This is a genomic window from Porifericola rhodea (assembly GCF_030506305.1).
Taxonomy (GTDB): domain Bacteria; phylum Bacteroidota; class Bacteroidia; order Cytophagales; family Cyclobacteriaceae; genus Catalinimonas; species Catalinimonas rhodea.
This window is the reverse complement of the sequence record NZ_CP119421.1, coordinates 4,960,706-4,986,304: the sequence shown is the minus strand read 5'-3', so window position 1 is coordinate 4,986,304 and position 25,599 is coordinate 4,960,706. Positions and strand designations below refer to the sequence as shown.

At 40.8% G+C, this 25,599-nt stretch carries 28 protein-coding genes; 15 read left to right on the top strand and 13 right to left on the bottom strand.

Translation table 11 applies throughout. The features are described 5' to 3' along the window. The first annotated feature begins 23 nt into the window (after nucleotides 1–23). Both PZB74_RS20470 and PZB74_RS20465 read left to right on the top strand, forming a co-directional pair. On the top strand, nucleotides 24–1,280 hold the full coding sequence (locus PZB74_RS20470) for a competence/damage-inducible protein A (RefSeq protein WP_302239095.1): 1,257 nt from the start codon (nucleotides 24–26) through the stop codon (nucleotides 1,278–1,280). A 244-nt stretch (nucleotides 1,281–1,524) separates the two neighbouring features. Next, nucleotides 1,525–2,283: a PIG-L deacetylase family protein gene (locus PZB74_RS20465; protein ID WP_302239094.1), complete on the top strand. Its 759-nt coding sequence runs from the start codon at nucleotides 1,525–1,527 to the stop codon at nucleotides 2,281–2,283. Nucleotides 2,284–2,292: 9 nt separating this feature from the next. On the opposite strand, the gene PZB74_RS20460 is transcribed toward PZB74_RS20465, so the two are convergent. From PZB74_RS20460 to pdeM, 6 genes are all read right to left on the bottom strand, one after another. Next, a complete protein-coding gene (locus PZB74_RS20460; RefSeq protein WP_302239093.1) occupies nucleotides 2,293–2,808 on the bottom strand; it encodes a hypothetical protein in 516 nt (171 codons plus the stop codon). Then, the gene (locus tag PZB74_RS20455; protein WP_302239092.1) at nucleotides 2,792–3,166 is read right to left on the bottom strand and encodes a phage holin family protein; all 375 of its coding nucleotides are present in this window, start codon (nucleotides 3,164–3,166) and stop codon (nucleotides 2,792–2,794) included. The genes PZB74_RS20460 and PZB74_RS20455 overlap by 17 nt, the downstream gene beginning before the upstream one ends. A gap of 80 nt (nucleotides 3,167–3,246) precedes the next feature. Beyond that, nucleotides 3,247–4,476 (bottom strand): cation:proton antiporter domain-containing protein, encoded by a 1,230-nt coding sequence (locus PZB74_RS20450; protein ID WP_302239090.1) that lies wholly within the window; start codon nucleotides 4,474–4,476, stop codon nucleotides 3,247–3,249. A gap of 6 nt (nucleotides 4,477–4,482) precedes the next feature. Then, a complete protein-coding gene (locus PZB74_RS20445) occupies nucleotides 4,483–5,508 on the bottom strand; it encodes a potassium channel family protein (RefSeq protein ID WP_302239088.1) in 1,026 nt (341 codons plus the stop codon). Nucleotides 5,509–5,623: 115 nt separating this feature from the next. Next, on the bottom strand, nucleotides 5,624–6,148 hold the full coding sequence (locus tag PZB74_RS20440) for a cupin (protein ID WP_302239086.1): 525 nt from the start codon (nucleotides 6,146–6,148) through the stop codon (nucleotides 5,624–5,626). 76 nt (nucleotides 6,149–6,224) lie between these two features. Next, complete coding sequence (gene pdeM / locus PZB74_RS20435) at nucleotides 6,225–6,920, bottom strand: ligase-associated DNA damage response endonuclease PdeM (RefSeq protein ID WP_302239085.1); 696 nt, start codon at nucleotides 6,918–6,920, stop codon at nucleotides 6,225–6,227. Between the two features lie 486 nt (nucleotides 6,921–7,406). On the opposite strand from pdeM, the gene PZB74_RS20430 reads away from it, so the two are divergent. The 3 genes from PZB74_RS20430 to argC are packed head-to-tail and all read left to right on the top strand — an operon-like array spanning nucleotide 7,407 to nucleotide 10,266. Beyond that, nucleotides 7,407–8,069, top strand: a complete 663-nt coding sequence (locus PZB74_RS20430) for a GNAT family N-acetyltransferase (RefSeq protein ID WP_302239084.1) — start codon at nucleotides 7,407–7,409, stop codon at nucleotides 8,067–8,069. Nucleotides 8,070–8,084: 15 nt separating this feature from the next. After that, entirely contained in the window at nucleotides 8,085–9,308 is a 1,224-nt protein-coding gene (locus PZB74_RS20425; protein WP_302239083.1) for an argininosuccinate synthase, read from the top strand. Next, the gene (gene argC / locus PZB74_RS20420; protein ID WP_367281451.1) at nucleotides 9,289–10,266 is read left to right on the top strand and encodes an N-acetyl-gamma-glutamyl-phosphate reductase; all 978 of its coding nucleotides are present in this window, start codon (nucleotides 9,289–9,291) and stop codon (nucleotides 10,264–10,266) included. Before PZB74_RS20425 ends, argC begins: the two co-directional genes overlap by 20 nt. Here argC and PZB74_RS20415 read toward each other — a convergent pair. Further along, nucleotides 10,263–10,487 (bottom strand): hypothetical protein, encoded by a 225-nt coding sequence (locus PZB74_RS20415; protein ID WP_302239082.1) that lies wholly within the window; start codon nucleotides 10,485–10,487, stop codon nucleotides 10,263–10,265. The two genes, argC and PZB74_RS20415, sit on opposite strands and share 4 nt — an antisense overlap. A gap of 145 nt (nucleotides 10,488–10,632) precedes the next feature. Here PZB74_RS20415 and proC point away from each other — a divergent pair, with 145 nt between their 5' ends. From proC to PZB74_RS20385, 6 genes are all read left to right on the top strand, one after another. After that, nucleotides 10,633–11,445, top strand: coding sequence for a pyrroline-5-carboxylate reductase (gene proC / locus PZB74_RS20410; RefSeq protein WP_302239080.1), 813 nt, complete (start codon nucleotides 10,633–10,635; stop codon nucleotides 11,443–11,445). Nucleotides 11,446–11,671: 226 nt separating this feature from the next. Continuing rightward, nucleotides 11,672–12,289 carry a YdeI/OmpD-associated family protein gene (locus PZB74_RS20405; RefSeq protein ID WP_302239078.1) on the top strand — a complete coding sequence of 206 codons (618 nt, stop codon included), beginning with the start codon at nucleotides 11,672–11,674 and terminating at the stop codon, nucleotides 12,287–12,289. A gap of 54 nt (nucleotides 12,290–12,343) precedes the next feature. Further along, complete coding sequence (locus PZB74_RS20400) at nucleotides 12,344–12,694, top strand: DoxX family protein (protein WP_302239077.1); 351 nt, start codon at nucleotides 12,344–12,346, stop codon at nucleotides 12,692–12,694. A gap of 78 nt (nucleotides 12,695–12,772) precedes the next feature. Further along, nucleotides 12,773–13,387 (top strand): TlpA family protein disulfide reductase, encoded by a 615-nt coding sequence (locus PZB74_RS20395; protein WP_302239075.1) that lies wholly within the window; start codon nucleotides 12,773–12,775, stop codon nucleotides 13,385–13,387. A gap of 103 nt (nucleotides 13,388–13,490) precedes the next feature. After that, the gene (locus tag PZB74_RS20390; protein WP_302239073.1) at nucleotides 13,491–14,636 is read left to right on the top strand and encodes an MBL fold metallo-hydrolase; all 1,146 of its coding nucleotides are present in this window, start codon (nucleotides 13,491–13,493) and stop codon (nucleotides 14,634–14,636) included. Between the two features lie 8 nt (nucleotides 14,637–14,644). Then, entirely contained in the window at nucleotides 14,645–15,121 is a 477-nt protein-coding gene (locus PZB74_RS20385) for a YybH family protein (RefSeq protein ID WP_302239071.1), read from the top strand. A gap of 22 nt (nucleotides 15,122–15,143) precedes the next feature. Here PZB74_RS20385 and PZB74_RS20380 read toward each other — a convergent pair whose 3' ends face one another. After that, nucleotides 15,144–15,371, bottom strand: a complete 228-nt coding sequence (locus tag PZB74_RS20380) for a cold-shock protein (RefSeq protein WP_302239070.1) — start codon at nucleotides 15,369–15,371, stop codon at nucleotides 15,144–15,146. A 205-nt stretch (nucleotides 15,372–15,576) separates the two neighbouring features. On the opposite strand from PZB74_RS20380, the gene PZB74_RS20375 reads away from it, so the two are divergent. Next, on the top strand, nucleotides 15,577–15,996 hold the full coding sequence (locus PZB74_RS20375; protein WP_302239069.1) for a GNAT family N-acetyltransferase: 420 nt from the start codon (nucleotides 15,577–15,579) through the stop codon (nucleotides 15,994–15,996). Between the two features lie 39 nt (nucleotides 15,997–16,035). On the opposite strand, the gene PZB74_RS20370 is transcribed toward PZB74_RS20375, so the two are convergent. Then, the gene (locus PZB74_RS20370; protein ID WP_302239068.1) at nucleotides 16,036–16,899 is read right to left on the bottom strand and encodes an alpha/beta hydrolase; all 864 of its coding nucleotides are present in this window, start codon (nucleotides 16,897–16,899) and stop codon (nucleotides 16,036–16,038) included. A 244-nt stretch (nucleotides 16,900–17,143) separates the two neighbouring features. Between PZB74_RS20370 and PZB74_RS20365 the strand changes: the two genes are divergently transcribed. Both PZB74_RS20365 and PZB74_RS20360 read left to right on the top strand, forming a co-directional pair. Then, nucleotides 17,144–17,668, top strand: a complete 525-nt coding sequence (locus tag PZB74_RS20365; RefSeq protein WP_302239067.1) for an RNA polymerase sigma factor — start codon at nucleotides 17,144–17,146, stop codon at nucleotides 17,666–17,668. Next, on the top strand, nucleotides 17,649–18,326 hold the full coding sequence (locus PZB74_RS20360; RefSeq protein ID WP_302239066.1) for a hypothetical protein: 678 nt from the start codon (nucleotides 17,649–17,651) through the stop codon (nucleotides 18,324–18,326). Before PZB74_RS20365 ends, PZB74_RS20360 begins: the two co-directional genes overlap by 20 nt. Before the next feature lie 51 nt (nucleotides 18,327–18,377). Here the strand turns inward: PZB74_RS20360 and PZB74_RS20355 are convergent, their stop codons facing one another. Then, nucleotides 18,378–18,923, bottom strand: coding sequence for a type 1 glutamine amidotransferase domain-containing protein (locus PZB74_RS20355; protein ID WP_302239065.1), 546 nt, complete (start codon nucleotides 18,921–18,923; stop codon nucleotides 18,378–18,380). A gap of 314 nt (nucleotides 18,924–19,237) precedes the next feature. On the opposite strand from PZB74_RS20355, the gene PZB74_RS20350 reads away from it, so the two are divergent. Continuing rightward, on the top strand, nucleotides 19,238–20,410 hold the full coding sequence (locus PZB74_RS20350) for an MFS transporter (protein ID WP_302239064.1): 1,173 nt from the start codon (nucleotides 19,238–19,240) through the stop codon (nucleotides 20,408–20,410). Nucleotides 20,411–20,454: 44 nt separating this feature from the next. Here PZB74_RS20350 and PZB74_RS20345 read toward each other — a convergent pair whose 3' ends face one another. The 3 genes from PZB74_RS20345 to PZB74_RS20335 are packed head-to-tail and all read right to left on the bottom strand — an operon-like array spanning nucleotide 20,455 to nucleotide 25,573. After that, nucleotides 20,455–21,081: a porin family protein gene (locus PZB74_RS20345; RefSeq protein WP_302239062.1), complete on the bottom strand. Its 627-nt coding sequence runs from the start codon at nucleotides 21,079–21,081 to the stop codon at nucleotides 20,455–20,457. 49 nt (nucleotides 21,082–21,130) lie between these two features. Then, nucleotides 21,131–24,508 carry a TolB-like translocation protein gene (locus PZB74_RS20340; protein WP_302239061.1) on the bottom strand — a complete coding sequence of 1,126 codons (3,378 nt, stop codon included), beginning with the start codon at nucleotides 24,506–24,508 and terminating at the stop codon, nucleotides 21,131–21,133. After that, nucleotides 24,509–25,573 (bottom strand): NAD(P)/FAD-dependent oxidoreductase, encoded by a 1,065-nt coding sequence (locus PZB74_RS20335; protein ID WP_302239060.1) that lies wholly within the window; start codon nucleotides 25,571–25,573, stop codon nucleotides 24,509–24,511. Nucleotides 25,574–25,599 lie beyond the last annotated feature (26 nt).

Sequence of the window (25,599 nt, the reverse complement as noted above, 5' to 3'; positions counted from 1 at the left end):
CAACACTAACTTAATCTCAATACATGAAGATTGTTTACGCAGAAGTAATTACCATAGGTGATGAAATTCTTTATGGGCAAACATTGGATACCAATACCCACTGGATGGGTCAAAAGCTCAATGCATTGGGCATAAAAATAATTAGAAAGGTTTCTATTGGTGATAGCTCGGAGGAAATTATAAGTGCCCTGGATGATGCCTCTCGTCGTGCCGATATTATTCTGATTACGGGTGGGTTAGGTCCTACCAAAGATGATCTTACCAAATATACTTTAGCATCTTATTTTGGTATGGAACTGAAACGTGACGAAGCAAGTCTGATGCATATAAAAACTCTTTTTGAGAGCAGGGGGCGGACTATTACACCTACCAACGAAAAACAGGCCGACCTGCCCGATGGGTGTACCATTATTACCAATCGTATGGGTACAGCTCCTGCCATGTGGTTTGAGAAAGAGGGCAAAGTGGTAGTGTCTATGCCCGGCGTTCCTTATGAAATGAAGACTATTATGGAAGAGCAGGTACTGCCTCGTATAAAAGATAAATTCGCACTTCCTGTTATTTTTCATCAGATGATACAAACTGTGGGCATTGGAGAGTCGTGGTTATCTGACAAAATTGAAGACTGGGAAAATAATTTACCCGCCCATATACGACTGGCTTACCTGCCTAGTTTTGGAAACGTAAAGCTCAGACTTACCGCTGTAGGCGAGCAATTAGATCAGCTTAAAGCCGATGTACAGGCAGAAGTAGATAAGCTTTTGCCTCAAATTGAGGAATATGTGTTTGGTATGGGTGATATTTCATTAGAAGAAGCAGTAGGAGATATGCTGCTGGCACAAGGTAAAACAGTAGCTCTGGCAGAGAGCTGTACCGGTGGCTATGTAGCTCATCGCCTGACTAGTAGGGCGGGGAGTTCTGCTTATTTTCAGGGAGCTCTGGTGCCTTATCATAATCAATTTAAAAATGAGGTGTTGCATGTTCAGTCAGATACTCTGGAAAAGTACGGAGCAGTTAGTGAGCAGACTGTGATAGAAATGGCACAGAACATTCGCAAAATGATGAATGCCGACTTTGGCCTGGCAAGTAGTGGTATTGCAGGTCCTGGTGGTGGTACAGACGAAAAGCCGGTAGGCACCGTATGGATAGCCGTAGCAGATGAACAAAGTATAGTTACTCACAAACTTATGTTATCAAAAGATAGAGAGCTTAATATTAAACTCACTAATGTGGCTTTGCTTAACCTGCTCAGGAAGCAGTTGATACCTAATGTAAAATAACAGAAGCGCTAAGTATTTTTATTTAAGTGAATTAAGCGGTTTTTTATATTGATACTTTTTGTTAATCCCAAAATAATATTAACTTAAGTTATGAAAGGTATGCCTCTAAGCATTTTTTGGCCCTACCTGTACTGTTTGATTTTTTAGGTCTACCCATAGAAGTAATACAATTCAGGACAGCCCCTCCTTTGTAGATTGAATGCGAGATAGTTTTAATAAATGATAATAAAAACCATAAGGTTCCATGGCTTCTGGAAAGAAAAACACGCGTAATTTGCATGAGCGTATAGAGGTTCCGCCTGTTTCTGCGGTTTACGAATGGGGCACTACGCTGGTAGTGGCAAGTCGCCCTGATAAAGAAATTATTGGTTGTAGCGGTGCAATTGCTCTTTTAAGGCAGATGGGATATCGTGTACATGTTGTTTTTATGTGCAATAATCTTGGTGCATACCAGGCTAGTAACAACTTTCAATTGATGTGTTCTCAGCCGGAGTGCTGCCACGAAGCTATTTGTGCCCTGTCTAAGCTTGGAATTAGCCAGGAGTCTATCACTTTTCTGGATACTCAAAACTACACTGTACCTCAGGTAGGGCAGGAGGGCTTCAAAGAAGCAGTAAAGATGTTTAAAGCCAAGCTTAATGATCTTATTCCTGATACAGTTCTTTTGCCCTGGACAGCAGATAGCCAGCAGGATCATCATGCGGTATGGAGTATTGCACAACGGGCACTACAAGACGAAACCTATGTGGAGCACCTGATAGAATATGCTATGAAACCCTGGGTAGCCAAAGAGCATATCGCTCAACTGGACCAGCACGATAAACATCTCTGGAAATTAGATAATAAATCGGTGCTGGAGCATAAGCTGGAAGCGCTTTCACAGTTTCAGCCTTATCACATGCCCAGGCAGGAAGAAAGGCTTACCGTTGCTACCGAAATTAGCTCCGATATGATGGCTTACCTTACCCATCCCTGGGAGTTATATTTAATTAATAATATTTGACAGAAATCCTTAAGGCTTATTTTTATCTTCCGTTTCCTGAGGGCTATCAATTACGTTTTCATCAGGTAGTTTAGGCTGCTGAGGAGTGTCCAATATCGTATCCTGCTCGGGAAGGGGCTTGGGCTCAACCTCTTCTTCCAATATTGGCATACCATCGTATCCTAGTCTATCTTCTTCTGTTAACTGATCTTCAAACACTTCCATTTCTATTGGCGCCTGTTCGCCAACTCCAGTAATTTTATCGTGAATTTTTTGATAAACTTTTGGTGCCCAAACGATGGCTGATAAAGATGTCGTAAAACGCACAATTCTGGGCAGTCGTTTGCCAAAAATTAACTTTTCAGCCAGATACATGGAGCCAAAAATAGCGCAGCCTGTCAAAAATTTATTTTTCAGGTGGTGAGGCACATACTCATGACGTACGGCTACCAGATCCATGTGTAGCTCCTTTTCAACAGCTTCAGCCTGCTTTTTATAATAGGCTTTTATTTCCTCGTATTTCTTTTGGCTATTTTTTTTGCTCATGAGCTTCTTCTTTGTCAGTGTTTACAAATGATAAAAATTTCTCAAAAATGGGCACTCTTAACATGCTATCACGGAATACCCAAATGAGTACACCTGCCAGTAAATATAGTGCAGATACTATCATAAAGCCCAGGAAGATATTTCCAATCCATGCTCCTATACCATAAGCTATTCCGATACTAAAAATCATTAAAAAATAGCAGAGTATAAAAAACAGGATTAATGCCAGTACAATACCATACACCACATCTCCACCCTTTTTAGAGACAATTGTCAGAAACAGATTTTTTTGGGCGGATATGTATTCTTTAAGGTGTTGAAAAATGCGCTCTAAAGGAGTTTGGTCAGTATTTCTCAATATTGATAATTAGTTTATGCTTAAAAAATTTGTGTTCCACACTTTGAAACAAAGATAGCTAAAAACAGGCATTAAAGAAGTTAGTCTTTTTTCTGCCTGGATAGGTGGTACCAGCGAGCCAGGGGCAAGCTACTCAATCCGTGAACAATTGTAGAAGTAAACACTACAAAACTGGTCAAATGCCAAACTTCTCGGTAAGGAGTAAGGTGAAGCGTATGCATTGCATAAAAAATTGCAGCCACTCCAACAGGACCGTACCATCCTAATATTGTAACATCTCTAATATCAGAAAAATGTTTTAGAATAGGTTTAATTAGTAGAAAAGCAGGTATTCTCCTGAAGAGCATAATACTTAAACCAAACGCTATTAAAAGTATAACTCCAAGCTCAGACCAGGCATTAATGGGGAGGTAGAGACCAAACAAAAAGTAGATGGGTACTGTAAAAAGTCGCTCCATGCTTTCCTGTACTTTTTCTTCTTCCAGACGTTCACGTTTAGAGATAGCATGGTTTAGCATAAGTCCAAAACCGAAAACACCAATGATACTATTCGTATGTATAAGTTCTAAAAAAGAGAGTACTAGAAAAGTGGCAGCCAGCGCAAAAGGGAGTAGTGTCTGGCTAGTCATAAAATTTTTTTTGTCAGCAAATCTCATCAGTTTTCCTAGAAGGTAACCACTGAGCAGCCCTATCACAAAGGCTGACAGGTTTTCCCAAAGCACCACTTTTAAGATCCAGTCCCACACGTTAGCAGCCTCGCTGTAACCTAAAATATAAATTGCTAATAATACAATGGGGTAGGCTAATCCATCGTTAGCCCCTGACTCAAATGAAATGGTATCCCTGATTTTTTGAGGCAAGTATTTTTCCGCAAACTCTCCACTGATAATAGCTGAAGAGACTACTGGGTCGGTAGGAGTGATAACAGCGCCCACCAGTAACGCCAGGCCAATATTTAGCTGAAAGAAAATATACACTAATACAGAGGATAATGCCCACATCAACAGTATACCCAGGCTTAGTATAACCGACTGCGTCTGCCTGAAATCTTTGGGGTAGCTGAAAGGAATACGCAATGCTGTGGCTACCAAAGCCAGCGCTATAGTAAGTTTGGTAGCAGTTTGTATCATGCTGTCAGCGTTTTTCAACGCTTCCAGGTGAAGTACATCCAGCACATAAGGCCCTAACAATATGCCTCCAAACATCGCCAGCATAGGCTCGCTAAGATACCATTGCCGTATTTTTTTAATGAACAGACCTCCAAATACCAATAGTACTGTAACTACAAAAAGAGTCTGGTATAAACTCATGGTAAACTATTCTTTTATAGTAATCTCACTTAACTGAAGGTCATCCCAGTTCCATCCATCTGCTTTGAGCAGTCCATGTAGTAGTCTTCTGCGCTGAGCATATTTTTCATAACATTCCTTAATTTCTTCTTCATTCATAATTATAGGTATATCCGCTTCTCTCAAACAGTTAAAATCGGGTAAAGGAGGTTCTACTTTGTATGCCTGGATAAACGCGCCATTTAAGGTAGAAAGGTAAGCGCTTACCGCCATATGCAACGCTTTAAGGGACGTGCGATTAGGCCAACATTCCTGAGGAACCGCATGGCTGATAATGGTGAGCATTTCATCCAGCATACAGATAGTAATTGAGGTAGATGTATGTTTGATGTAGCTATGAGAATGGTGTAAAATAGGGTAAGCTCTATGGTTCTGACCCAGGTAAAAAATTTCCTGCCTAAGGTCATCAAAGTGATCGGAAAGCATACTAAAGTCTTTGCCGTTCCAGTTTCTGATCAGCATTTCTTCTACTGACTTTCCAAAGGATGAAATATGCAGACAAAGAGATCTTCGTTGTATTTCAGCCTGTAGTAAGGGTACAAGATAAGTAATGCCTATAGTAATCATAAGCAAGCCTGTGTAGGCAAGCAGATTAGTGTAAATTCTCCAGAAATTGTTAGAAGGCACAAACTCTCCGTTGCCTAATGTAGAAAGGGTATAGCCCGTATAGTAAATTTTTTCTATAGTAGTAACAGGAACTTTATTGGTAGTAAGAATAGAGTCGTGGTCTGAAATCAGAATCATAGAGTTGCTCATCCAGAGTAGAGCTATCCAGGTGGTAAGCATTACCACCGAAATAAATGTAGGGTAGTAATCTAGTATTGAGTTCCTACCGTTTCTTCCAGTCAGCCATAATAAGGCTCTCCAAACACCATTGATTAATAATTTAGAGAAAAAACCTGCTCCTTTGGGAGAGAGGGTAGTAATGATAATGTCAAGAATGGTACTAAACAGTACGATTATTCCCAGCCAAAGGTAAAGCTGTTCTGCCATGTGTATAAAAAATTAATGAAACCGCTGCTGAGTTACCCATTAATTTGCAGTCTCAGCTTAGTTAAAAAAGTGTATGACTACTAAAGAGTTAAAGAAGCAAAATTGTTAGAAGAACTTACTTTAACCACGCTCGTATCAGTTCGCCGTCCTTTCCATAAACCGGATCGGTGTCTGGTAGAGATAATGCTCTAATATTAGCAATAGATTGTGGACGTTCTTCAGCCTTACCATACTTCATATCAAAATTTTGATTTATCGGATAAGCACCCACACATGCAAAATTAGAGGAAGAGCCTAGATTCTTATGAGCTACACCCCCCGGAATGATGATGATATCTCCCGCCATGAGCTGTAGAGAAATGCCTTCAGGCCCTCCTAACTGTATTTTAGCGTGACCATCATAAATGCCCAGAACTTCATGAGCTGTGCTATGATAATGATGATAAGGGTAGATGCCATTTCTCCATGAATGACGCCACCGATTACTCGCAAATAAAGCTTCTACTATCTCAGCAGATACTGCACTGCTGTCTATAGCCTGACGATAGATTATTACTGGCAGTTTGGAGTTGTTAGGAAACCTGCCATCATCACCTATTATTTTTATAATAGTGTCTTCAGCTTTTATAGCTTTTTGCATGTTTAAAAATAGAAAGACTTATAACTCAAGCTTAGTATTGAATGTTGGCCGTTCAGAAGTAACAGAGACATAGGCTCTATTTTATTTTCATGATCTTACTTTCATTTCCCTGCTTAGGTACTATAATGTACACCTCATCATTCACTTCTTTAGGAATGTGTACACATCCGGTAAAGCGCCCAAACGCAGGTAAGAGAGCTCCGTATGTAGAAAAATGAAAACTTGGTAGCTTGATATGCTGCCCCCTTCTACCACTTACCTTATAGCCAGGGTGCACATGCCCAGCCATATTATAAAGTCCGCTTTGTATTTCTTCTTTTTCCAGAGGATGATGGCTAAAGTGGAAAGGACCATAGCAATAATGCTCCTGATATACTTTCAGGTTATCTTCCTGGTAGGCATTTTCTGGCAGTATATCATGGTTACCTTTAACCAGCAGAAAGTTTAGCCCTGCATTTTGCTGCAAAAAAAGGCGAAAGTCATTCCACTCATTGTTTATTTCACTATGAAACAGATCACCCAACATTAGTACGGCTGTAGGCTGGTGCCTCTCAATTAGCTGTTGTAAGCATTGTAAATCTGCTTGATGTACACTACGCGGGATTGGAATTCCTGCCTTCCTAAAATGCCCTGCCTTACCCAAATGCAAGTCGGTAAGGATGAGGTAAGAGCGTTCTTCCCAAAAAATGGCTTTCTGGGGGAGCAGTATTAAATGCTGATCCCGTATGTTTATTCTCTGGCTGTCTATGCTGATGGATTTATCGGAGGTCATGAACTAGTCTTAGATGCGCGATTTCGTCACTAATGCTATTTTATGCAAATCATTGTAAGATCAACAACTAAAATACAACATCTATATGTTCCCTTTGTCGTGGATCTTAATCTGGAATTTCATCTTTTGGGCAACATTTATGTTAGATTGTAGTATGATAGTTAAATCCTGTACTTCTTTTTTGGATTAGCTTTACTTAATTAAAGTATTTCAATGAAGTGAGAAAATAATTTTGAAATTTTATATAAATGAATGAATTAATTGTAATACGTATTTTGTTTGCATAACTTTATGCTTCTAAATCATTTTGAGAGATAGCCAATGTATGTACTAAGCACATACCCTTTTCTTTTGACCGCTCCATCTCTAAGGCACTTCAGGCCCGACAGGGTCTAGTATGCTCTCGCGATACCTATGTGGTAACGCTCTCCTCCCTGATTTTCTTTATTTTTTTGCAAACAACCTTTTTTACATTTAGATGTGTCAATGAATATTTCGATACAAGTCGCCAAGGAAATACATACTCAGTTTGCTGAGACCATTAGCGTCATGATTGAAGACGCTGCCCGTAAGAGGGGAACTGGTATCTCTAAAAGACCTCCCGAATACATCCGTCGTAAAATAATGGAGGGCAAAGCTATTATTGCCCTGGATAAAGATACTGTAGCAGGTTTTTGTTATATAGAAACCTGGGGGCATAATAAGTATATTGCTAACTCTGGGCTTATTGTTAACGAAGATTACCGTAAGCATGGCTTGGCTACCAAAATTAAAGAAGCGGCTTTTGCACTTTCTCGCAAAAAATATCCTGATGCCAAGCTCTTTGGTATTACAACTAGCCTTGCGGTAATGAAGATCAACTCCGACCTGGGGTATCGTCCGGTAACTTTTTCTGAGCTCACTACAGATGACGAATTCTGGAAAGGTTGCCAGAGCTGTCCTAACTTTGATATACTTACCCGAAACAATAGAAGCAACTGTCTGTGTACAGCTATGCTTTTAGACCCAAAAGCCAAAGAACCGCAGAAAACGAAAGCTAAGTCTCAGTCTAATGTGCGTAACCATCTGAAGAAGTACGAGCGTTGGCTTAGACTGAAACAGCATTCGTTTCTAAGAAAATACTCCCAAAAGAAAGTTTTAGTAAGTTAAATTTATAATTCAATAATGGCTACACAACAAGCTGAAAACCAGGAAAATAACAAAAAACTGGTCCTTGCTTTCAGTGGTGGTCTTGATACGTCTTATTGTGTCAAGTATCTATCTGAGCAGGGGTATGAAGTTCATTCAGTAATCGTAAATACCGGAGGCTTTTCTGCGGAAGAGTTAGATGAAATTGCTGCTAAGGCCCGGATGCTGGAAGTAAGCGATCACAAAACTATAGACCAAACTGATGATTTTTATCAGAAGTGCCTTCGCTACCTTATCTACGGTAACGTACTCAGGAACAATACATATCCTCTCTCAGTATCTGCAGAGCGAGTTTTTCAGGCGATAGCTATCGTTGAATATGCCAAATCTATAGGTGCAGGCTTTATTGCACACGGTAGTACAGGTGCAGGTAATGACCAGGTGCGTTTTGATTTGATATTCAGTATTTTAGCTCCTGAAATTTCTATCATTACTCCAATACGCGACCAGCGTCTTTCTCGTCAGGAAGAAGTGGCTTACCTACAGGCTAAAGGAGTAGATGTTAACTGGGAAAAAGCTAAATACTCAATTAACAAAGGTTTATGGGGTACCAGTGTCGGTGGAGAAGAAACATTGAGCTCTAATAAGTCGCTTCCTGAGGAAGCATACCCCAGTCAACTGAAAAAAGAAGAGCCCCAGTCAGTTAAATTAAAATTTGAAAAAGGAGAGCTTAAAGGTATTGATGATCAGGAATTTAGTAATCCGGTTGATGCCATTCTTAAACTTCAGACACTTGCTGAGCCTTTTGCTATTGGTCGTGATATACATGTAGGAGATACCATTATCGGTATAAAGGGTAGAGTAGGATTTGAAGCGGCAGCTCCTGTCATTATCATCAAAGCTCACCATCTGCTGGAGAAGCATACCCTGGCAAAGTGGCAGCAGTACTGGAAGGAGCAGCTCGCCAACTGGTACGGTATGATGCTGCACGAAGGGCAATACCTGGATCCTGTGATGCGCGATATGGAAGCTTTTATGGAGCACTCTCAGGAGAGAGTTAGCGGTACTGTTGAAGTTAAGTTGCTACCCTATCGTTTTGAGCTTATTGGTATAGAGTCTCCTTTTGACCTGATGGCCTCCAAATATGGTCAGTACGGAGAAATGAATTTGGCCTGGTCGGGAACCGACGTTAAAGGCTTTACCAAAATCTTGTCTAATCAGAATAAAATCTACCAATCCTTTGAGCACGACAATGATTAAAGCAGGTATAGTTGGAGGAGCAGGATACACCGCTGGTGAGCTGCTTCGCCTTCTGATCCACCACCCACAGGTAGAGATTGCCTACGTACATAGTAAGAGCAATAAGGGCAACCCCATTACCCAGGTACATACGGACCTGATTGGTGACATTGCTCTTAGCTTTACCGATCAGCTCTCTTATGATATAGATGTTTTGTTTTTGTGCGTAGGGCATGGGGAGGCCAAGGTATTTTGGGAAGAAAACCCAGTGCCCGATTCGGTAAAAGTGATAGACCTAAGTCAGGATTTTCGTTTAGATGCCGAAGGAAATGACTTTGTATACGGCTTACCTGAGCTAAACAAACACAAAATCAAAGAAGCCCGGCATATTGCTAATCCCGGATGCTTTGCTACCTGCCTTCAGTTGGGTATTATTCCTCTGGCACATGCTGGTTGGTTGCAGAGTGACCTGCATATCAATGCTATTACCGGATCTACTGGCGCAGGGCAAAAACCTTCTGCTACCTCACACTTCAGCTGGAGAAATAACAATATCTCGGTCTATAAAGCATTTGAGCATCAGCACCTGAGAGAGATTAAGCAAAGTGTAGGTAAATTGCAGCCCGACTATCAAAATGAGTTTATGTTCCTACCTATGAGGGGAGACTTTACCAGAGGAATATATGCTTCTATCTATACTAAAATAGAGCAAAGTTTAGAGGAAGTACAAACACTGTACAACACCTTCTATGAAGATGCGCCATTTGTACATATCTCTGAGGTAAACCCTAACCTTAAGCAGGTAGTCAATACCAATAAAGGAATTATCTACCTGCAAAAGCATCAGGATACATTATTGACTATCAGTATGATTGACAACCTGCTTAAAGGAGCTTCGGGGCAGGCAGTGCATAATATGAATCTGATGTTTGGTTTAGCGGAAAATACAGGACTAAACCTGAAGGCCAGCTTCTTTTAGTGATGCTGGTATTCTTTTTTGGAAGGACGTAATACTATCCATCCGATCAGACTAAGAGGCCAGGCTAAAAAAGCTACTAACAATGCTACAATAAGGCCATTTACGCCTCTTTTTTTAGCGTCATTATATGACCATACAATGCTGATTAGGTAAATGATTCCGGCTACAATCGCAGAGATTGCAGAAACCAGGGTTATATCCCAAAAAAGTTGCTCGTCCATTTCGTTTAAGTTTAAAAAGTAATCTTCATTAAAATGTACCCTAAGTAAGGGTATATACACAATCAAACTGCCGAAGAATGGAAATGTTATCCTGCGACAGAGTCTTGTGGATAATTATTTTAGCTCGGCCCAGACCTATAAAATCATGAGTAGAAAAATAGCAATACTAGGGGGAGGAAACCTGGGGCAGTCCATTGCGCTGGGTTTAATGAGTACCGGTAACTACCAGCAGGGGGATGTGGTAGTTACCCGACGTAAAATTCATGGCGTAGACGAACTGCTGGATAAAGGTATTGAAGTAATTACCGATAATGTAGAAGCTGTAAAGCGCTCTGAGTTAATTTTTTTGTGTGTACAGCCAAAGCAACTCCATCACTTGCTGGATCAGATCAAAGCCGTTTTAAATGCTCAACAGCATGTACTGGTTTCTACCATTACAGGCCTGGCTATAGATGAGATAGAGGCTAAAGTTGGAGATAACTTTCCTATCATTCGTGCCATGCCTAATACGGCTATTGCTATTCGCGAATCTATGACCTGCATCGCTACCAAAACTGCAGATAATAGCCAATTGGAAAAAGTGCAATCTATATTTGATGTAATGGGCCGTACGCTAATTATTGAAGAAGAGTTGATGGCTGCTGCGACCGTATTAGGAGCCAGCGGTATTGCTTTTGCCCTGCGGTTTATCCGTGCTGCCGCACAGGGCGGAATTGAAATGGGCTTTGATGCTGAAGAAGCACAGGCTATAGCCATGCAAACCTGTAGAGGTGCTGCATCACTGCTTATAGAAAGTGGACGACACCCTGAGTCTGAAATTGATAGAGTGACTACCCCGCGCGGCTGTACTATCGCTGGTCTTAATGAAATGGAGCATAACGGGCTAAGCTCTGCCCTGATTAAGGGTATTGTAGCTTCTCATAAGAAGATAGCCAATATCAAGAAGCAGGTTTCATAAGTAAATAATGTGCGTGAAGGCTGTATTTCACGCACTTTTACTTCTTGCTTTTCAAAAGCACATCCTTTCTTCTCTATCCATTACTACATTTCTCTCCTTCACTTTATTGCATATTTTAGTCTGATTTATATGCTAAGTGTTAATATCTTCCCCATCGGTTAATTTCTCCGGTATTCCTTATAAAAGGTAGATCATTTTTGCTTATTGTTGGTTAACAGTTTCTTTCGTGCAAAACCATGAACAGCATCCTATGAATGACCAGCAGAAAATAGAGGCCTACATACAAAAGCATGCTGATAAGAAAGGCCTGCTGCAAAAATTGAGAGCCATAGCACTAGCTACCGAAATGCAGGAAACGCTAAAGTGGGGCATACCTACCTATACCATCAGGGGGAAGAATGTAGCGGGTATAGCTTCATTTAAAGAATACGCTGGTATCTGGTTTTTTCAGGGAGCGTTGCTTAAAGATGAACATCAGCTACTTGTAAATGCGCAGGAGGGTAAAACCCAGGCCATGCGTCAACTTAGATTTACTTCGGTGGAAGAAATTGACGGCCAACTCCTGAAAGCCTATCTGGAAGAAGCGATCGCTAATGAGAAAGCAGGGAAAAAAGTTAAAATTGCAAAAAAAGCTCCTCCACAAATTCCTGCTCTTTTAAAAGACGCACTTAGCCAATCTCCTGAACTCAATCAGATGTTTTTCCAACTAAGTGAAGCTAAACAGAGAGAATATGCGGAGTATATTACCGAAGCAAAGCGCGAAGAGACCAGGTTAAACCGTCTGGAGAAAGTTATACCGATGATTAAAGCTAAGAAAGGATTGAATGATAAGTACAAAAAATAAACATACCTCACTTTCACTACAAGCATTTCTGTGCTTTAAACTTAATTGGTTGTTGTGAATATCTATCTACTATATCTAATGGCTGGGCTCTATCTCTTAGCAGGTATCAACCACTTTGTAAACCCCAAACTCTACCTTAAAATTACCCCGCCCTGGCTGCCATACCCTGCTACAGCTAATAAGATAGTAGGGTTTGTAGAGATACTGCTAGGCCTGGGTTTGTGCCTTGAAGTTACGCGATCCTGGTCTGCCTGGGGGATAATTGCTTTACTAATCGTAGTGTTTCCGGCAAACGTATACCATTTTCAAAAGGCAAAAGCCAAAGGTAGGGGAGTGTTACTTACCCTTCTTCGTCTACCCATGCAAGCTTTGCTTATCTACTGGGCATACTTATATACCAGATAATGGAGGAAAAAAATAAATCTAAACTTAGAAATTTATTGTGAGTAATGCCTTAAATTAAAAGTAAAAACTCACATTATAATGATAAAAAGCGTGTTTGTCTCACTACAACTACTTGTATGTTTAACGCAGTTAGCTTGTCAGCCCTCTTCTCAGCCTGTGGAAGCTTCCTCCATTGATCCACAACACTTTAAAACTCTTAGCAAGCTAGAAAAAATGGAAGTAGTGCAAAGTGGAAAACAACTGCCTGTAGCTAATATTTATACGAGTGATAGTAGTACCATTTCTACCAGCTATTGGAAGGGTAATTTGTTGGTTATTGATTTTTGGGCAAGTTGGTGTTCTCCCTGCCTACAGGCTACGCCTAAATTTCATGCGCTTTCTGATCAATATCCTCAAGATCAGCTAAGCTTTATAAGTATATCAGTTGACGATAGCCATAATGAGTGGAAAGCTTTTCTGCAGGAGAACAAATGGAAAGGAAATAACTACTGGCTGGGAAGTAATGAAAACCAAGCTTTATTTTCTTTTATGTACTCCCAGCTAGAGATTGATAGTACACAGATGGTACTTATTGCGCTCCCAAAATATGTGTTTATTTCACCTAGTGGAGAAATTCTAGGGCAGCAATCCACTGGGCCAGGGCATCCTGAATTTGACCAGCAACTTAAGCGGTATATAGACAAATACCTTTAGATTCAGCTGCATATAGACTGCTCGCTAGAATATTTTATTAAGAAGCACGACATACAAACTGTACGAATTAACGTACAAACATTATCATAGAATTTAGCTTCATATGCGCTTACTTAATAAAGTATTTAAAATGTTAGGAGTAGTATTGATAGGTAGTATCCTTTTGGTCGTAATTGTCGGGCTTTTGTTTATTAATCTTAGCCCTGTATTTGGTGGCAAGCCAGATGCTGGTCAGAAGGTAAAGTACGCGGCTTCTTCTCAGTATACAGAAGGGAAATTTGTAAACCAGATAGAAACTAAGATGAATATGGGGTTTACAGACTATATTGGCCTTATTGGTGATTATATTAAAGGAACACCTAATGCTCAGCCGCCAGCTGAGCTACCTGTACAAGCTGTAGATTCTGCTAAAATTGCAGATAGAGCAGAGCATATTACCCAGATTACCTGGCTGGGACATTCAGCTCTTCTATTGGAGATGGAAGGAAAAAATATACTGCTGGACCCTATGCTGAGCGATACCCCCTCGCCGCATCCACTATTGGGTTCAAAGAGGTTTAGTCCCTTACCTATCACATTGGAATCATTGCCACACATAGATATGGTGCTTATTTCTCATGACCATTACGACCACCTGGACTATGAGTCGGTACAAAAACTGAAAGACAAGGTAGACCATTTTTATACCCCCCTTGGCGTGGGAAATCACCTGAAGACTTGGGGAGTAGCTGAAGAAAAAATTCATGAAATGGATTGGTGGGATGAGGTGCAGTTAGCGGACCTAAAACTGGTATGTACTCCTGCCAGGCACTTTTCTGGCAGAGGAATTTTTGACCGGGACAATACGCTTTGGGCATCATGGATTATTCAGTCAGCCAGAGAGAATATCTATTTTAGCGGTGACAGTGGGTATGGTCCACATTTTAAAGAGATAGGAGAAAAATATGGACCTTTTGATTTTGCAATGGTAGAATGTGGTCAGTACGACCCACGTTGGGAGGCAATACATATGATGCCAGAGCAGAGCGTGCAGGCAGCATTGGATGTGAAAGCCTCACTTATGATGCCTATCCACTGGGGCTCATTTGTACTATCCCTCCATAGTTGGGACGATTCAATTAAAAGGGTAAGTGCAGAAGCGAAAAGACTTAATCAGCCAATAACTACGCCCCAACTGGGAGAAGCTATACAACTACCCACACAAAACTACCCTGATAGTTACTGGTGGAAGCTGATAAGCAAAAACTAATACAGCTGATGAATGATCCTAAGCCTGAGCTGCCAGAAGATGTTCCCAAACTATTTGCTGAGGCCTGGAATAGAAGAGATGCTGAAGCTATCGCTGGCCTTTTTGAAGAAAAAGCCGAGTTTGTTAATGTGACAGGCTTGTGGTGGCACAATAGAGAAGATATAAAAAAAGCCCATGCTTATGGGCTGAGTACAATTTTTAAAGACTCTTCGCTGAAGGTAATACGTACAAAAGTAAATAAGATTAGCGAAGGGGTAGCTATAGTACTGGCTAAGATGAGGTTAAGTGGTCAGACTGCCATCCATAAAGTTAAACTTGCGGGTGAGCGCCGTACCATCTTCACATTTGTATTGCAGCGTAAAGCTGGCTTCTGGCGATGTGTATCAGCACAAAACACTGATATAGTTGATAATATGGAAACACACATTCGTGATGAAGACGGTAACTTAAAGGCAGTGGACTATCGGCAGTCTGAAAACTCTTAACTGAAGGAACATATTCAACGGACTAGTTTTTGGTACCAGCCTGGTCTATATCTTCAGCAGTAACTTCGTCCTGCTCTTCAGGGGGGGTAGAAGAGATGTTACCGAACTCATCTACATAGGCAATCATATCGTCCAGCTCTCCGCTAGAACTCTCCTGACGCTCCTGCTTTCTTTGTAGTTTATCTTCTTTCTTCTTTTGCTTTTTCTTTTCGCGTTGCTTCTTCATGAAGCTATTCTGAGATCTAGCCATATCTGTTGATTTTTATAATGAAACAAACACTCCGACGTTTCGGAGCTACATAATTAACCTAGCTTAGAGCGTTAACGTTCACTGCTAAGGTGATGATGTTTTTCCTTAACTCAAAATGAAAGACTATAAGTCTTCCGCTTTGTAGGTTTAAATGCGTAAGTGCAGTTATTTAGTAATTTCAAAAATTTTCTGTTAAATACAAGCTATGACAGACTTATCATTGGTAGAAGTCAGTACTGATATACAAAGGATAGATGTTGAATATGTTCATCAGTGTCTGAAACAAACACCCTGGGCGAAAGACAGAAGTCTGGAAGAAATGAAGAGTTGTATACAACACTCACGAAACTACGGAATATATTATGCTGATGAGCAGGTAGGCTATGCCAGATTACTTACAGACTATGCTTTTATGGCGTACATCTTAGATGTTATTGTAGGAGAGAAACATAGGGGAAAAGGGTTTGCACGTATGCTGATGGAATATATTCTAAAAGATAAAGCCCTCACCAATATTAAAATCTGGCGTTTAGGTACTGATGATGCTCATGGGCTTTACCAAAAAGTGGGCTTTACAGCAATAGCCCAGCCAGAAAAACTGATGGAAATTAAAGTGAAGAACTAAGCCTCACCACCCTGGCAAGGCATAGCCTACTATTGGTGTTTAGTACTGGTGAAAGGCATCAGAAACAAATGAAAGCACAGTAGGTAATGCTTCTCTCCAGTAGGTCCAGGTATGGCCACCGTCCCGGATACGAAACTCGTGAGGTATTTCTTTTTTACGCATGGCAATATGTACCAGTGAGTTGCCTTCGTACAAAAAATCGTCGTCACCACAGTCAATATACCAACGTACAGATTCAACTTCTTCTGCCGGCATGTTCTCAATCAAAGCCAGAGCGCTGTATTTGTTATAGTACTCTTCCTTTTGTGCCTTGCTGGCATTCTCAATACCCATAAAGCTGAGGTAGCGCTCGGCTCCATCTAAGTCTACCGGACCAGTACTGGCGCTAAGCGGACAGGCAGAAGAGAATAGCTCAGGATGGTGCAGTGCATACATAAACGAGCCACCTCCCCCCATAGACAGACCTGCGACAGCACGATATCTTTTTTCACTCTTAATACGATAGGTTTGTTCTACGTGAGGCATAAGCTCTTCAAAAAAGAAGTCTTCATAGCGCCAGTCGCCTTGTATACTGTTAAAATAACCTCTACGTCCGGTATTTGCATCAGGCATTACAATGATCATAGGCGTGGCTTTTCCTTCCTGTATAGCTTTGTCGGCTATATGTAACACCTCGCCAAACTGTACCCAACCCGTCTGATCGTCACCAGCACCATGGAGCAGGTAAAGTACAGGGTAGGAACGTTCAGAAGTTTCGTAGTCGGGCGGTAAGTAAATGGCGTATTTGCGTTCGCCATTCAGTATCTTACTTTCCATACTTAAGTTATCGTAAACTTTACCATGCTGGGCCAGCGCCAGGGCAGGCAAACAACAGCAGAGCAATAGGGCTAAAAGTTTTTGCATTTTGTACTATAGGTTAGATGTGCATACAAGCTTAATGATACATATTTCTACTGATAATAACATATGCCTGACAGAAGTAGAAATTGATGTCATTGTAAAAAAAAATATAAAGGATGTGATTTTTTAGTAGCTCATGCGAATAATGGGTAAAGACTGTTGATAAAAGGCTTACACTTTAGAATGATGTGCGCACAAACTCTGGTAATAGCCTCAAGCCACCAACTGAACCAGTGGATTTTATGCTATGAAAACAAACAAAGAGAATTTCTTACAGGTACTGGAGCATCACCAGCGCATCATATTTAAAGTATGTAACTCTTACTGCGCAGATCATGAAGACAGAAAAGATCTGGTACAGGAGGTTATTGTACAACTTTGGAAGAGCTTTCCTAAGTACGATGATCGCTTTAAGCTGAGTACCTGGATCTACCGTATAGCGCTGAATGTTGCTATTTCTCATTATCGGAAAGAGCATGTGCGGCAAAGTAAGCGTACGCAGTGGCAAGAAGATTTTTTTAGTATCGCAGATGAAGATGCTCATGAAATGGGGGAAGATATACACCTGTTAAGGCAATTTATTAATAAGCTTGATTCAATGAATCGTGCCCTCATGCTTCTTTATCTGGACGATCATAGTTATGATGAAATCGCAGGTATTTTAGATATCTCTGTTAGTAACGTTGGGACCAAGCTCAACAGGCTTAAGCAAAAGTTAAAACAATATTTTACCTCTCTGGAACCTACTAATTATGGAACTCACAGACCTTAAAAATATTTGGGCTCAGTACGATCAGAAAATAGAAAGAAACTGGCAGCTCAATATGCATCTATTGCGTCAAACTAATTTTGATAAGGCAAAATCACAGCTTAGTTATGTAAGCGGGCTCAATGTTGTTTCCCTTGTCATTAGCGGATCTTTAATGATCTTGTATGCCAGCTTCGTATATCAAAACATTCAAAGCATTTATTTTGCTGCGGCAGGACTTATACTTTTCTGCTGGACTTTGTTGATCGCGATTAGCGCGATTGAACAACTTAAAATAATTCACAGCATAGATTATTCTGCTCCAGTGCTGGAAATACAAAAGCGTTTGCAAAAACTCAGGCTGTGCATTATCAGATACCTTCGTTTAAGCATTTTAGTTTTGCCACTTTATATGGCCCATACACTTTTTTGGAGCAAACTTCTGTTGGATTTAGATATGGTGCAAGTGGCAGATAAAAACTGGTGGTTAGTGCAGGGAGCAATTACTTTAGTAGTATTTGTGCCGCTGACCATTTGGTTGTTTCGCAAACTAAGCACTAAACATGTACATAAAAGATGGATGAGTAAAATCATAAGCGGATCCGGAGGCAAACAGATTACAAAAGCTATAGATATTCTTGAAGAAATCAGGCAGTTTGAGAAAACAGACGCTGTGGCATAAAAAAAGAACCGGTGGTGTACCGGTTCTTTGTCTATAATTTGATGAAATGGACTAAGCTGTCACCTGTTCAAAAGCTTCTATAATAGCTTTGTTAAACGCTGGAATATCATCTGGTTTTCTACTGGTGATTATTCCCTGATCTTCTACTACTTCTTCGTCTACCCAGTTTGCACCCGCATTCTTCATATCAGTCTGAATAGAAGGATATGATGTCATGCGTTTACCTCTTACAAGATCGGCTTCAATTAGCATCCATGGGCCATGGCAAATGGCTGCAATTAGCTTCTCTTGCTGAGCAAATGCTTTCACAAAGTTCACAGCTTTGGTGTTCATTCTCAAAAAGTCAGGATTTAGCTGACCTCCAGGTAGTACCAGAGCATCAAAATTATTAGCTTCCGCATTATCAATATGCAGATCTACAGAATAATCTTTTCCCCAGTCAGTTTTATCCCAGGCTCTTACTTTTTCTTCTTCTATAGAAACAATTGTAGTTATTGCGCCTGCTTCTTTTAATGCCTCTATGGGGTCGCTAAGTTCTACCTCTTCAAATCCGTTAGCTACTAAAAATGCGATCTTTTTATCTTTAATTCCGTTCATGTCAAAAAAAAGTTTGCGTTATAAATGCATTCTATTCTCCTAACAATCAATTATATAATATGTTTTGGTAGGTATTGTTTTAAGGATTTTATGCCAGTAAACCCCTGTGACTTTCTCTAGGTATTGCATCAGTTTAGACTGAGGAATTGTAGCTGATCAAGCCGAACATTATACGCTGATCTATAGTGTTAAGAAATGGTTAGCTTTTTTCTTTGTTTTTAACAGCAACTTATTACTTAATTGCTGGATTAAGCAAATATTATCGTTTACTCGCATCCTTACTTTTTTAATGTACGGCATAAGCTATATTATTAATGTCTGAAACTAAGTCTATTTACAATTTACAGTTTGGACTCCTATGTCTGAGCTCGTATCTATTTTTTGCAAGCTTTAATATGATCATTCCTGAGCTGCCTGCCTACCTGGAATCTTTGGGGGGAGGAGAGTATAAAGGGCTGATTATCGCATTGTTTACACTAACAGCTGGATTATCGCGTCCTTTTAGCGGAAAACTAGCTGATAAGATCGGTCGTATTCCGGTAATGATTTTTGGTGCGGTAGTATGCTTTTTAGTAGGGTTTCTATATCCGTTAGCTTCATCCGTTTTTCTTTTCCTGTTACTTCGTTTCTTTCATGGTTTTTCTACCGGCTTTAAACCTACCGGTACTTCGGCCTATGTGGCAGATGTGGTTTCTGCGACTCGTCGTGGCGAGGCTATGGGAATTTTAGGTTTATGTGGTAGCCTGGGTATGGCTAGTGGTCCTGCGGTTGGTAGCCTCGTAGCAAATCATTTTTCTTTAGAGATGATGTTTTATACCTCATCTGCTGTGGCTATACTTTCAGTAATTATTCTGGCAGGAATGAAAGAAACCCTGGAAGATAAACAGGCGTTTCGCCTCTCTTTTTTAAAGTTGCAAAAACATGAGATTTTTGAGCCACGAGTGATTGCTCCATGTATTGTGCTTCTTCTTACGGCGTTTTCATTCGGCATCGTACTTACCATTACTCCTGACTTTAGTGACTCTTTGGGCATTCAAAACAGAGGTCTGTTCTATACCTTTTTTACAATTGCTTCGGTAGCCGTACGCTTTTTTGCGGGTAAAGCCTCTGACAAGTATGGGCGCATTCAGGTACTCAGAGTATCCACCTCTATACTGGTAGTGGCCATGCTGATGTTGGGCTTTGCTACATCGGTGGAATTTTTTCTATTTTCTGCCATTGTATTCGGGCTAGCCACTGGCATGAACACACCTACCATTTTTGCATGGACTATTGACCTGAGTCACGAAAAACATAGGGGCAGGGGTATGGCTACTATGTATATTGCTTTAGAGGCTGGTATTGGTCTGGGGGCTTTATTCTCTGGTTGGATTTATGCCAATGATCCCAGTCGTTTTGTGTATGCCTATGGCCTGGGTGCTTTGCTTGCAGTATTTGGCTTGGTTTACTTACTGTTTTCTGCGCGGAATAAAATGGCTACGGCATAAAAAAAGCCACCCGAAAGTGGCTTATGTATTGCTGGTGTTTTATTTTAAAATAACTGGTAGCCTAATGAAAGTTGTATCAGCTGATTACGCATATCAGTTTCAAATTCCTGCCCACCAATAGTTACGCTTTCACCCAAAGCATTAAGGTTATTCTCATACTTAAGGTCTATGACAATTTTGGAAATATCCAGACCTACACCCACTTGGTAGCCAACATTAGCATCATTGTAGTTTTGGCTGACATCCTCCACTGCGGCAGCACCCTCTGAGCGAATATCCTGATCCAGAATAAAGCTAAAGGTAGGGCCTGCATTTACTCTTAGCAGCGGCCCGATTTTGAAACCAAGCATTACTGGTACATCTAGCTTGTTATAGCTAAGTTCCTGAATGGATTCAGCGTTATTAGTTACACTTTCGTCTAGTACAATATTGCCTTTAGCTGAAGTGAACATGGCTTCTGGCTGTACATAAAATCCTAAAACAGATACTCTGGCAAAAAGCCCGGCATGGAAACCAACTTCGGAGTCTCCCGAAGCTATACCCTCAACATCTTCCATCACTCTAACTTTAGAGCTGCTTAATCCGATTTTGGGGCCAAATGTGAATAATTGTGCATAACTAGAGAATGCAAATAGGGTCAATGCAGTAGTTAAAAACAGAATTCTTTTCATAAAATAAAAAAATTTAGTTGAAACTCTTTTGTAAGTTTCGTTTAACAAGTCAAAAATCATACCCTAATGTCAGGTAAAATTTAGGCTTCTCAGCCACAACATTATCTTCTATAGGATATGCTACGTCAAATTTAAGGTAATAACCCAGCAATACAGTGCGTACTCCGGCACCATAACTTTGGAGCCAGGGATTTTTAAAGTTGCTAATCTCCGCGATAAAAGGTCCTCCATCTTTGATCACCTCTGTGTTGAGGCTGTTTTTCTCGCTAAATGGGCTTGTACCTGTCCATGAAGATCCCACATCATAAAATCCTACAAACTCAAGGTTTCTGAAAAAGTTTGAGGCAATGGGGCCTCGGTAAAAAAAGCGAACGATAGGCAGTCTTAGCTCTGCACTAAAGGTAAGCACATCCGTACCATTGAGTTTGTTGTAATTAAAGCCTCTGAGATCAGTAAACTGGGTAAACAGTATGTTGCTGTTGTCTACATTTCTTTCTATAGCTAATGGGTCATTTTCTTCCTGCTGGTCTGTATTAAAGAACAGCCAGTTACTCATACCACCCATAAGATATTTTTGAGCATTGCTGCCGAAAAAGTTGCCATAAAACCCTCGCACTGCCAGTGTGATATCACGATACAGCTTTTGGTAGTGGCGCACGTCAACTTCTATATTGCTAAATGATTTGTCGGCATCGTTCAACCCCTGGTGGTGAGTAAAAAACAGCTTGGCTTTGGTGCCTTCAAAGTTTTTGAGCCCGCTAACCAGAGTGTTGTCAAACACCAGCCCTGCGTTTATTCCTCCATAATGGAAGTTGCTTTCCACATCATTGTTTACCAGCGACAGATCAATAAAGTAGGTATTGGTATAGAATGGGTTAAACTCCAGGCGGGTAGTAACATTAAACGGAAGAGAAGCACCCAGCTTAAACATATTCATGGTATACTTTTGTATATCCCGATCCCCTACATTGAAGAGGTAGCCATTGCGCTCATAACGAGCTTTTAAATCCACGCGGTTCTTCAGGTACTCATATTCTGCATATATATTTCCGCTTTGTAGGTCTGTGTACTGAACCAACCCTCCGTAAAAGCGATGGTTTTCCAGCATGTCATTCATCTGCACCTGAATGTTAAATCCGAAGCGTCGTAAAGGATCTACCGTTAAAGAAGTAACTATGTTATCAGCGCTAAAACGGGTTTCGTAAGGAAAGGGACCATCTATACGGGTTTCCTTTTGTAAGCGGCGGTAGCGAGCCAGAAAAGAATTGCCGATACCAGATTCTTCGTCAGATTCAAAGCGGAAATTATCAGTAGAGATATCGCCTTCTTCCGTTTCATCGGCTTCAGGGATTTCAAATACATAATTATCAGTATCAATTAATGTATCTGCTTCGCTGCTTTCAAAATCATAATCTTCGGTATTGACCATATTGCTATCCAGAGGTACAGCATTTGGTAGGCGAAGTGCCATATCCTGAGTAATATTATCAGTAGCTAATGAGTCGGGTATGACTGTCATTGTACTATCTGTAGGGAGTACATTTTCATCAGGCGCTTCGGTATTAGTGGTATCTACCAGGTTCTGCTGACTTCTTTTCTTTCTGTTTTCAGACATGCGCTGAGATATCACTCTAGCCTGAATTGCCTCCTGCCTCATGGTTTTGGGCGTAAAAATATTCGCGTCAAAATCATAGTTATCATCCAGGTAAACATAGTCTTCCTCTTCTGACAGCATTACAAACGAAAGAGCGTCATTAGAAAAATCTATGTCGTAGTCCTGCACGCTTAAGGCGTAATTAGATACCTGATTAAAAAGGCTGTCCTTAAGGTCGTACTTAAAAACATTGTAAATACCTCGCTGGTCGCTCAGGTAGTAGATTGTGTTTTCATCTAAAGGTATAGGGTTAGTGTCTATGCTAATCGTGTTTGTTACCCGGTTTAGCAGTGAGTCTTCAGGTTCTCCCTCATATATAAAAATATTGAAGTTATCGTCTATATCGGTATTCAGCTGAATCTCTCTTGCGGGTTGGTTTGCGTAGTAGAGTGAGTCTTCCGGGCGATTACTGCTAAACACGATCTTATCTGTTTTGGGAATAAAACGAGGAAAGAGATCGTCATAAATATCATTGGTAATTCTCCTGAAGGTATTCCTGTTAGGATTGTATAAAAACAGGTCGTTTTGTCCATTCAGGTCAGCACTCATAATAGCCAGCCTACCATTAGAATTAAAGTCTAGTGACTTAACCTGGCTAAAGCGCGCAAGGGTAATTTGGCGTTTGCTCTTGGTGCCAGTATTATAGAGCCACATAAAATTTTTCCCTTTCTCATAGCCCACAATGCTCAGGGTCTGGTTGTTACTCCAGTTGAGCAGGGGGGTGGAAGGGTCATACTCCTGATTAATTACTTTGTAGCCTGAGGTATGAACTGTTTTGGTCTTGCCGGTTTTTGTATTTCGCACCTTTACTTTGTACTTGCCTTTGTAGTTTTCTGAGTAGGCCAGAAAAGTACCGTCAGGACTGAAAGCTACACGATTATAGGTATAGTTTTTTCTGTTCTTGTTACGAAGCTTAAAATCTTCATTGGGATATATGTAAGATTCTCCTACATGTGCTGCCATTTCAGCGTAGTAAGATTGCCACTGCCTTAGAAAAAGTTTGTACGGAATACCAAGCGTATTTACAATACTGCTTTCTTCATTTCTGATAATACGAGTAAGGTTAAGAATGTTGGAAATACTGCTTTTTCCATAGCGGTTAGCGACAAAATTCCAGACAGACTGCCCTGCAAGAGCAGCATCTTCTCCAGTAAGCTTACCTAGTTTCAAGTTGTTGTTTTCATGAAGCTGTTCGCGCATGAAGTCATCCATCTCTATGCTCCATCCTTCTGCGATGTATCGGGCTGCGCCTTGTATAAACCACTCGGGCAGGCTAAGCAGATAAGCACTCTGAAACATATCGGTGAGGCTACCGCCAAACATCATATCACTGATCAGCATTTCAGAAATCTGCTTTACCAGTTCATCTTTAAAGGCGATCATGGTGCCGGGGTAGGCGATTTCCACCTGCGATTTTACAAAATCAGTCTGTCCGCCGACAGTATATTTTTTACCCCCTACACCTACATTACTCTGTAGCAGGTCTTTATTAGAGTTATAAAGAAAAATTTTGGTTTTAGAGTAAGGTGCATAGCCAATGATATCTGTAATGCGCTCAAACTCTTTCTCCAGAAATTTAGCAGCAATCAGAGCATTATCCTGGCCACCTTCGTAGAAGTAAATATCAAAATTATCAGAGCTGTAAAAACGCCAGTTAAAGTCTTTGTATTGAACCCTGTTTTTACCAAATTCAGTCTGGTTAAATTGAGCGTGAGCACTTAAGCAGCAGCCTGTTAAGAGTAATATCAGAGAAACTTGTGTAAATCTGTTCATTTATTTCAATGCTGAATTATGCAGATGGTAAAATCTTTTAATATCTACTTCTTGATCCAGAGATGCTGCTTCAAGAAGGTGGTCTACAAACTGCCTGGCATAATAGGGTGCCAGCGATACTCCTTTCGTTCCTAAACCATTGAAAATAGCCAATAGTTTGTGCTCAGGATGAATTCCTATAAAAGGTTTTCGGTCTTGGGTGGCAGGCCTTACGCCGGCAGTTTGTGCGCTTAGCGTATAGCGTAACTTACACAATTTTTGTAATTTTTCCTCCAGGTATGCTCTTCCTTTATCACTGGGCTTACTATCCAGGTTTTCGTGATCGTAGGTGGAGCCTACCTTTGAAATTTCTCCAATTGGCAGTACAAAAATGCCGCGGTTAAAGACTACCTCATGAGCTTTTTCCGGTTTAATAAAGAGTATCTCGCCCTTTACCGGCCTGAAAGGCAACCACTTAAAATAAGGATTGGCAGTAGCCTGCGGGCCTTCACTAAAAATTATACAACGCGCCTTCTGCCCCTTGTACTGTACATAATCATTCTCTAAATTAAGCGCTGACCAGTCCAGCTTATCTTCCTGATAGGCTCCAATGCTTATAAAAAAAGTCTGACTGGCCTGTAGATAAGCAGGTACATCCAGGTAGCCGGAGCGCTTGAGCAAAATGCCTCCCCAATCGTCGTACAATGCATCCGGAAAAAGGCTGCTGGTAGCTACCTTTTCAACGTAAGGAGCAAAAGCTTTATTGTCAGCCTTAGCCAGCCAATCGTTTTGCTCTGCCACCGAAACAAAAGGGCGGTAAATTGGCTTTGGATAAAGAAAGCGGCTATGGGTAAACTGTTCAATCTGTTGGTAAAAGTCTTCCAGATAGGGAAAAAGCTCGTCAGCATTCCAGGTCTTCACCATTTTACGGCCAGTAACCGGGTTATAAAGACCGGCGGCAGCCATAGAGGAAGAATTTTTTTGGGAAAGGTTAAATATTTTAAAACAGACGTTCTTTTGGTGCAAATGCCAGGCTAATGTACTGCCTGCGATGCCTTGGCCAACGATGAAAAAGTCATATATCATGTATTGTACTTGTGCTTAAGTGGATT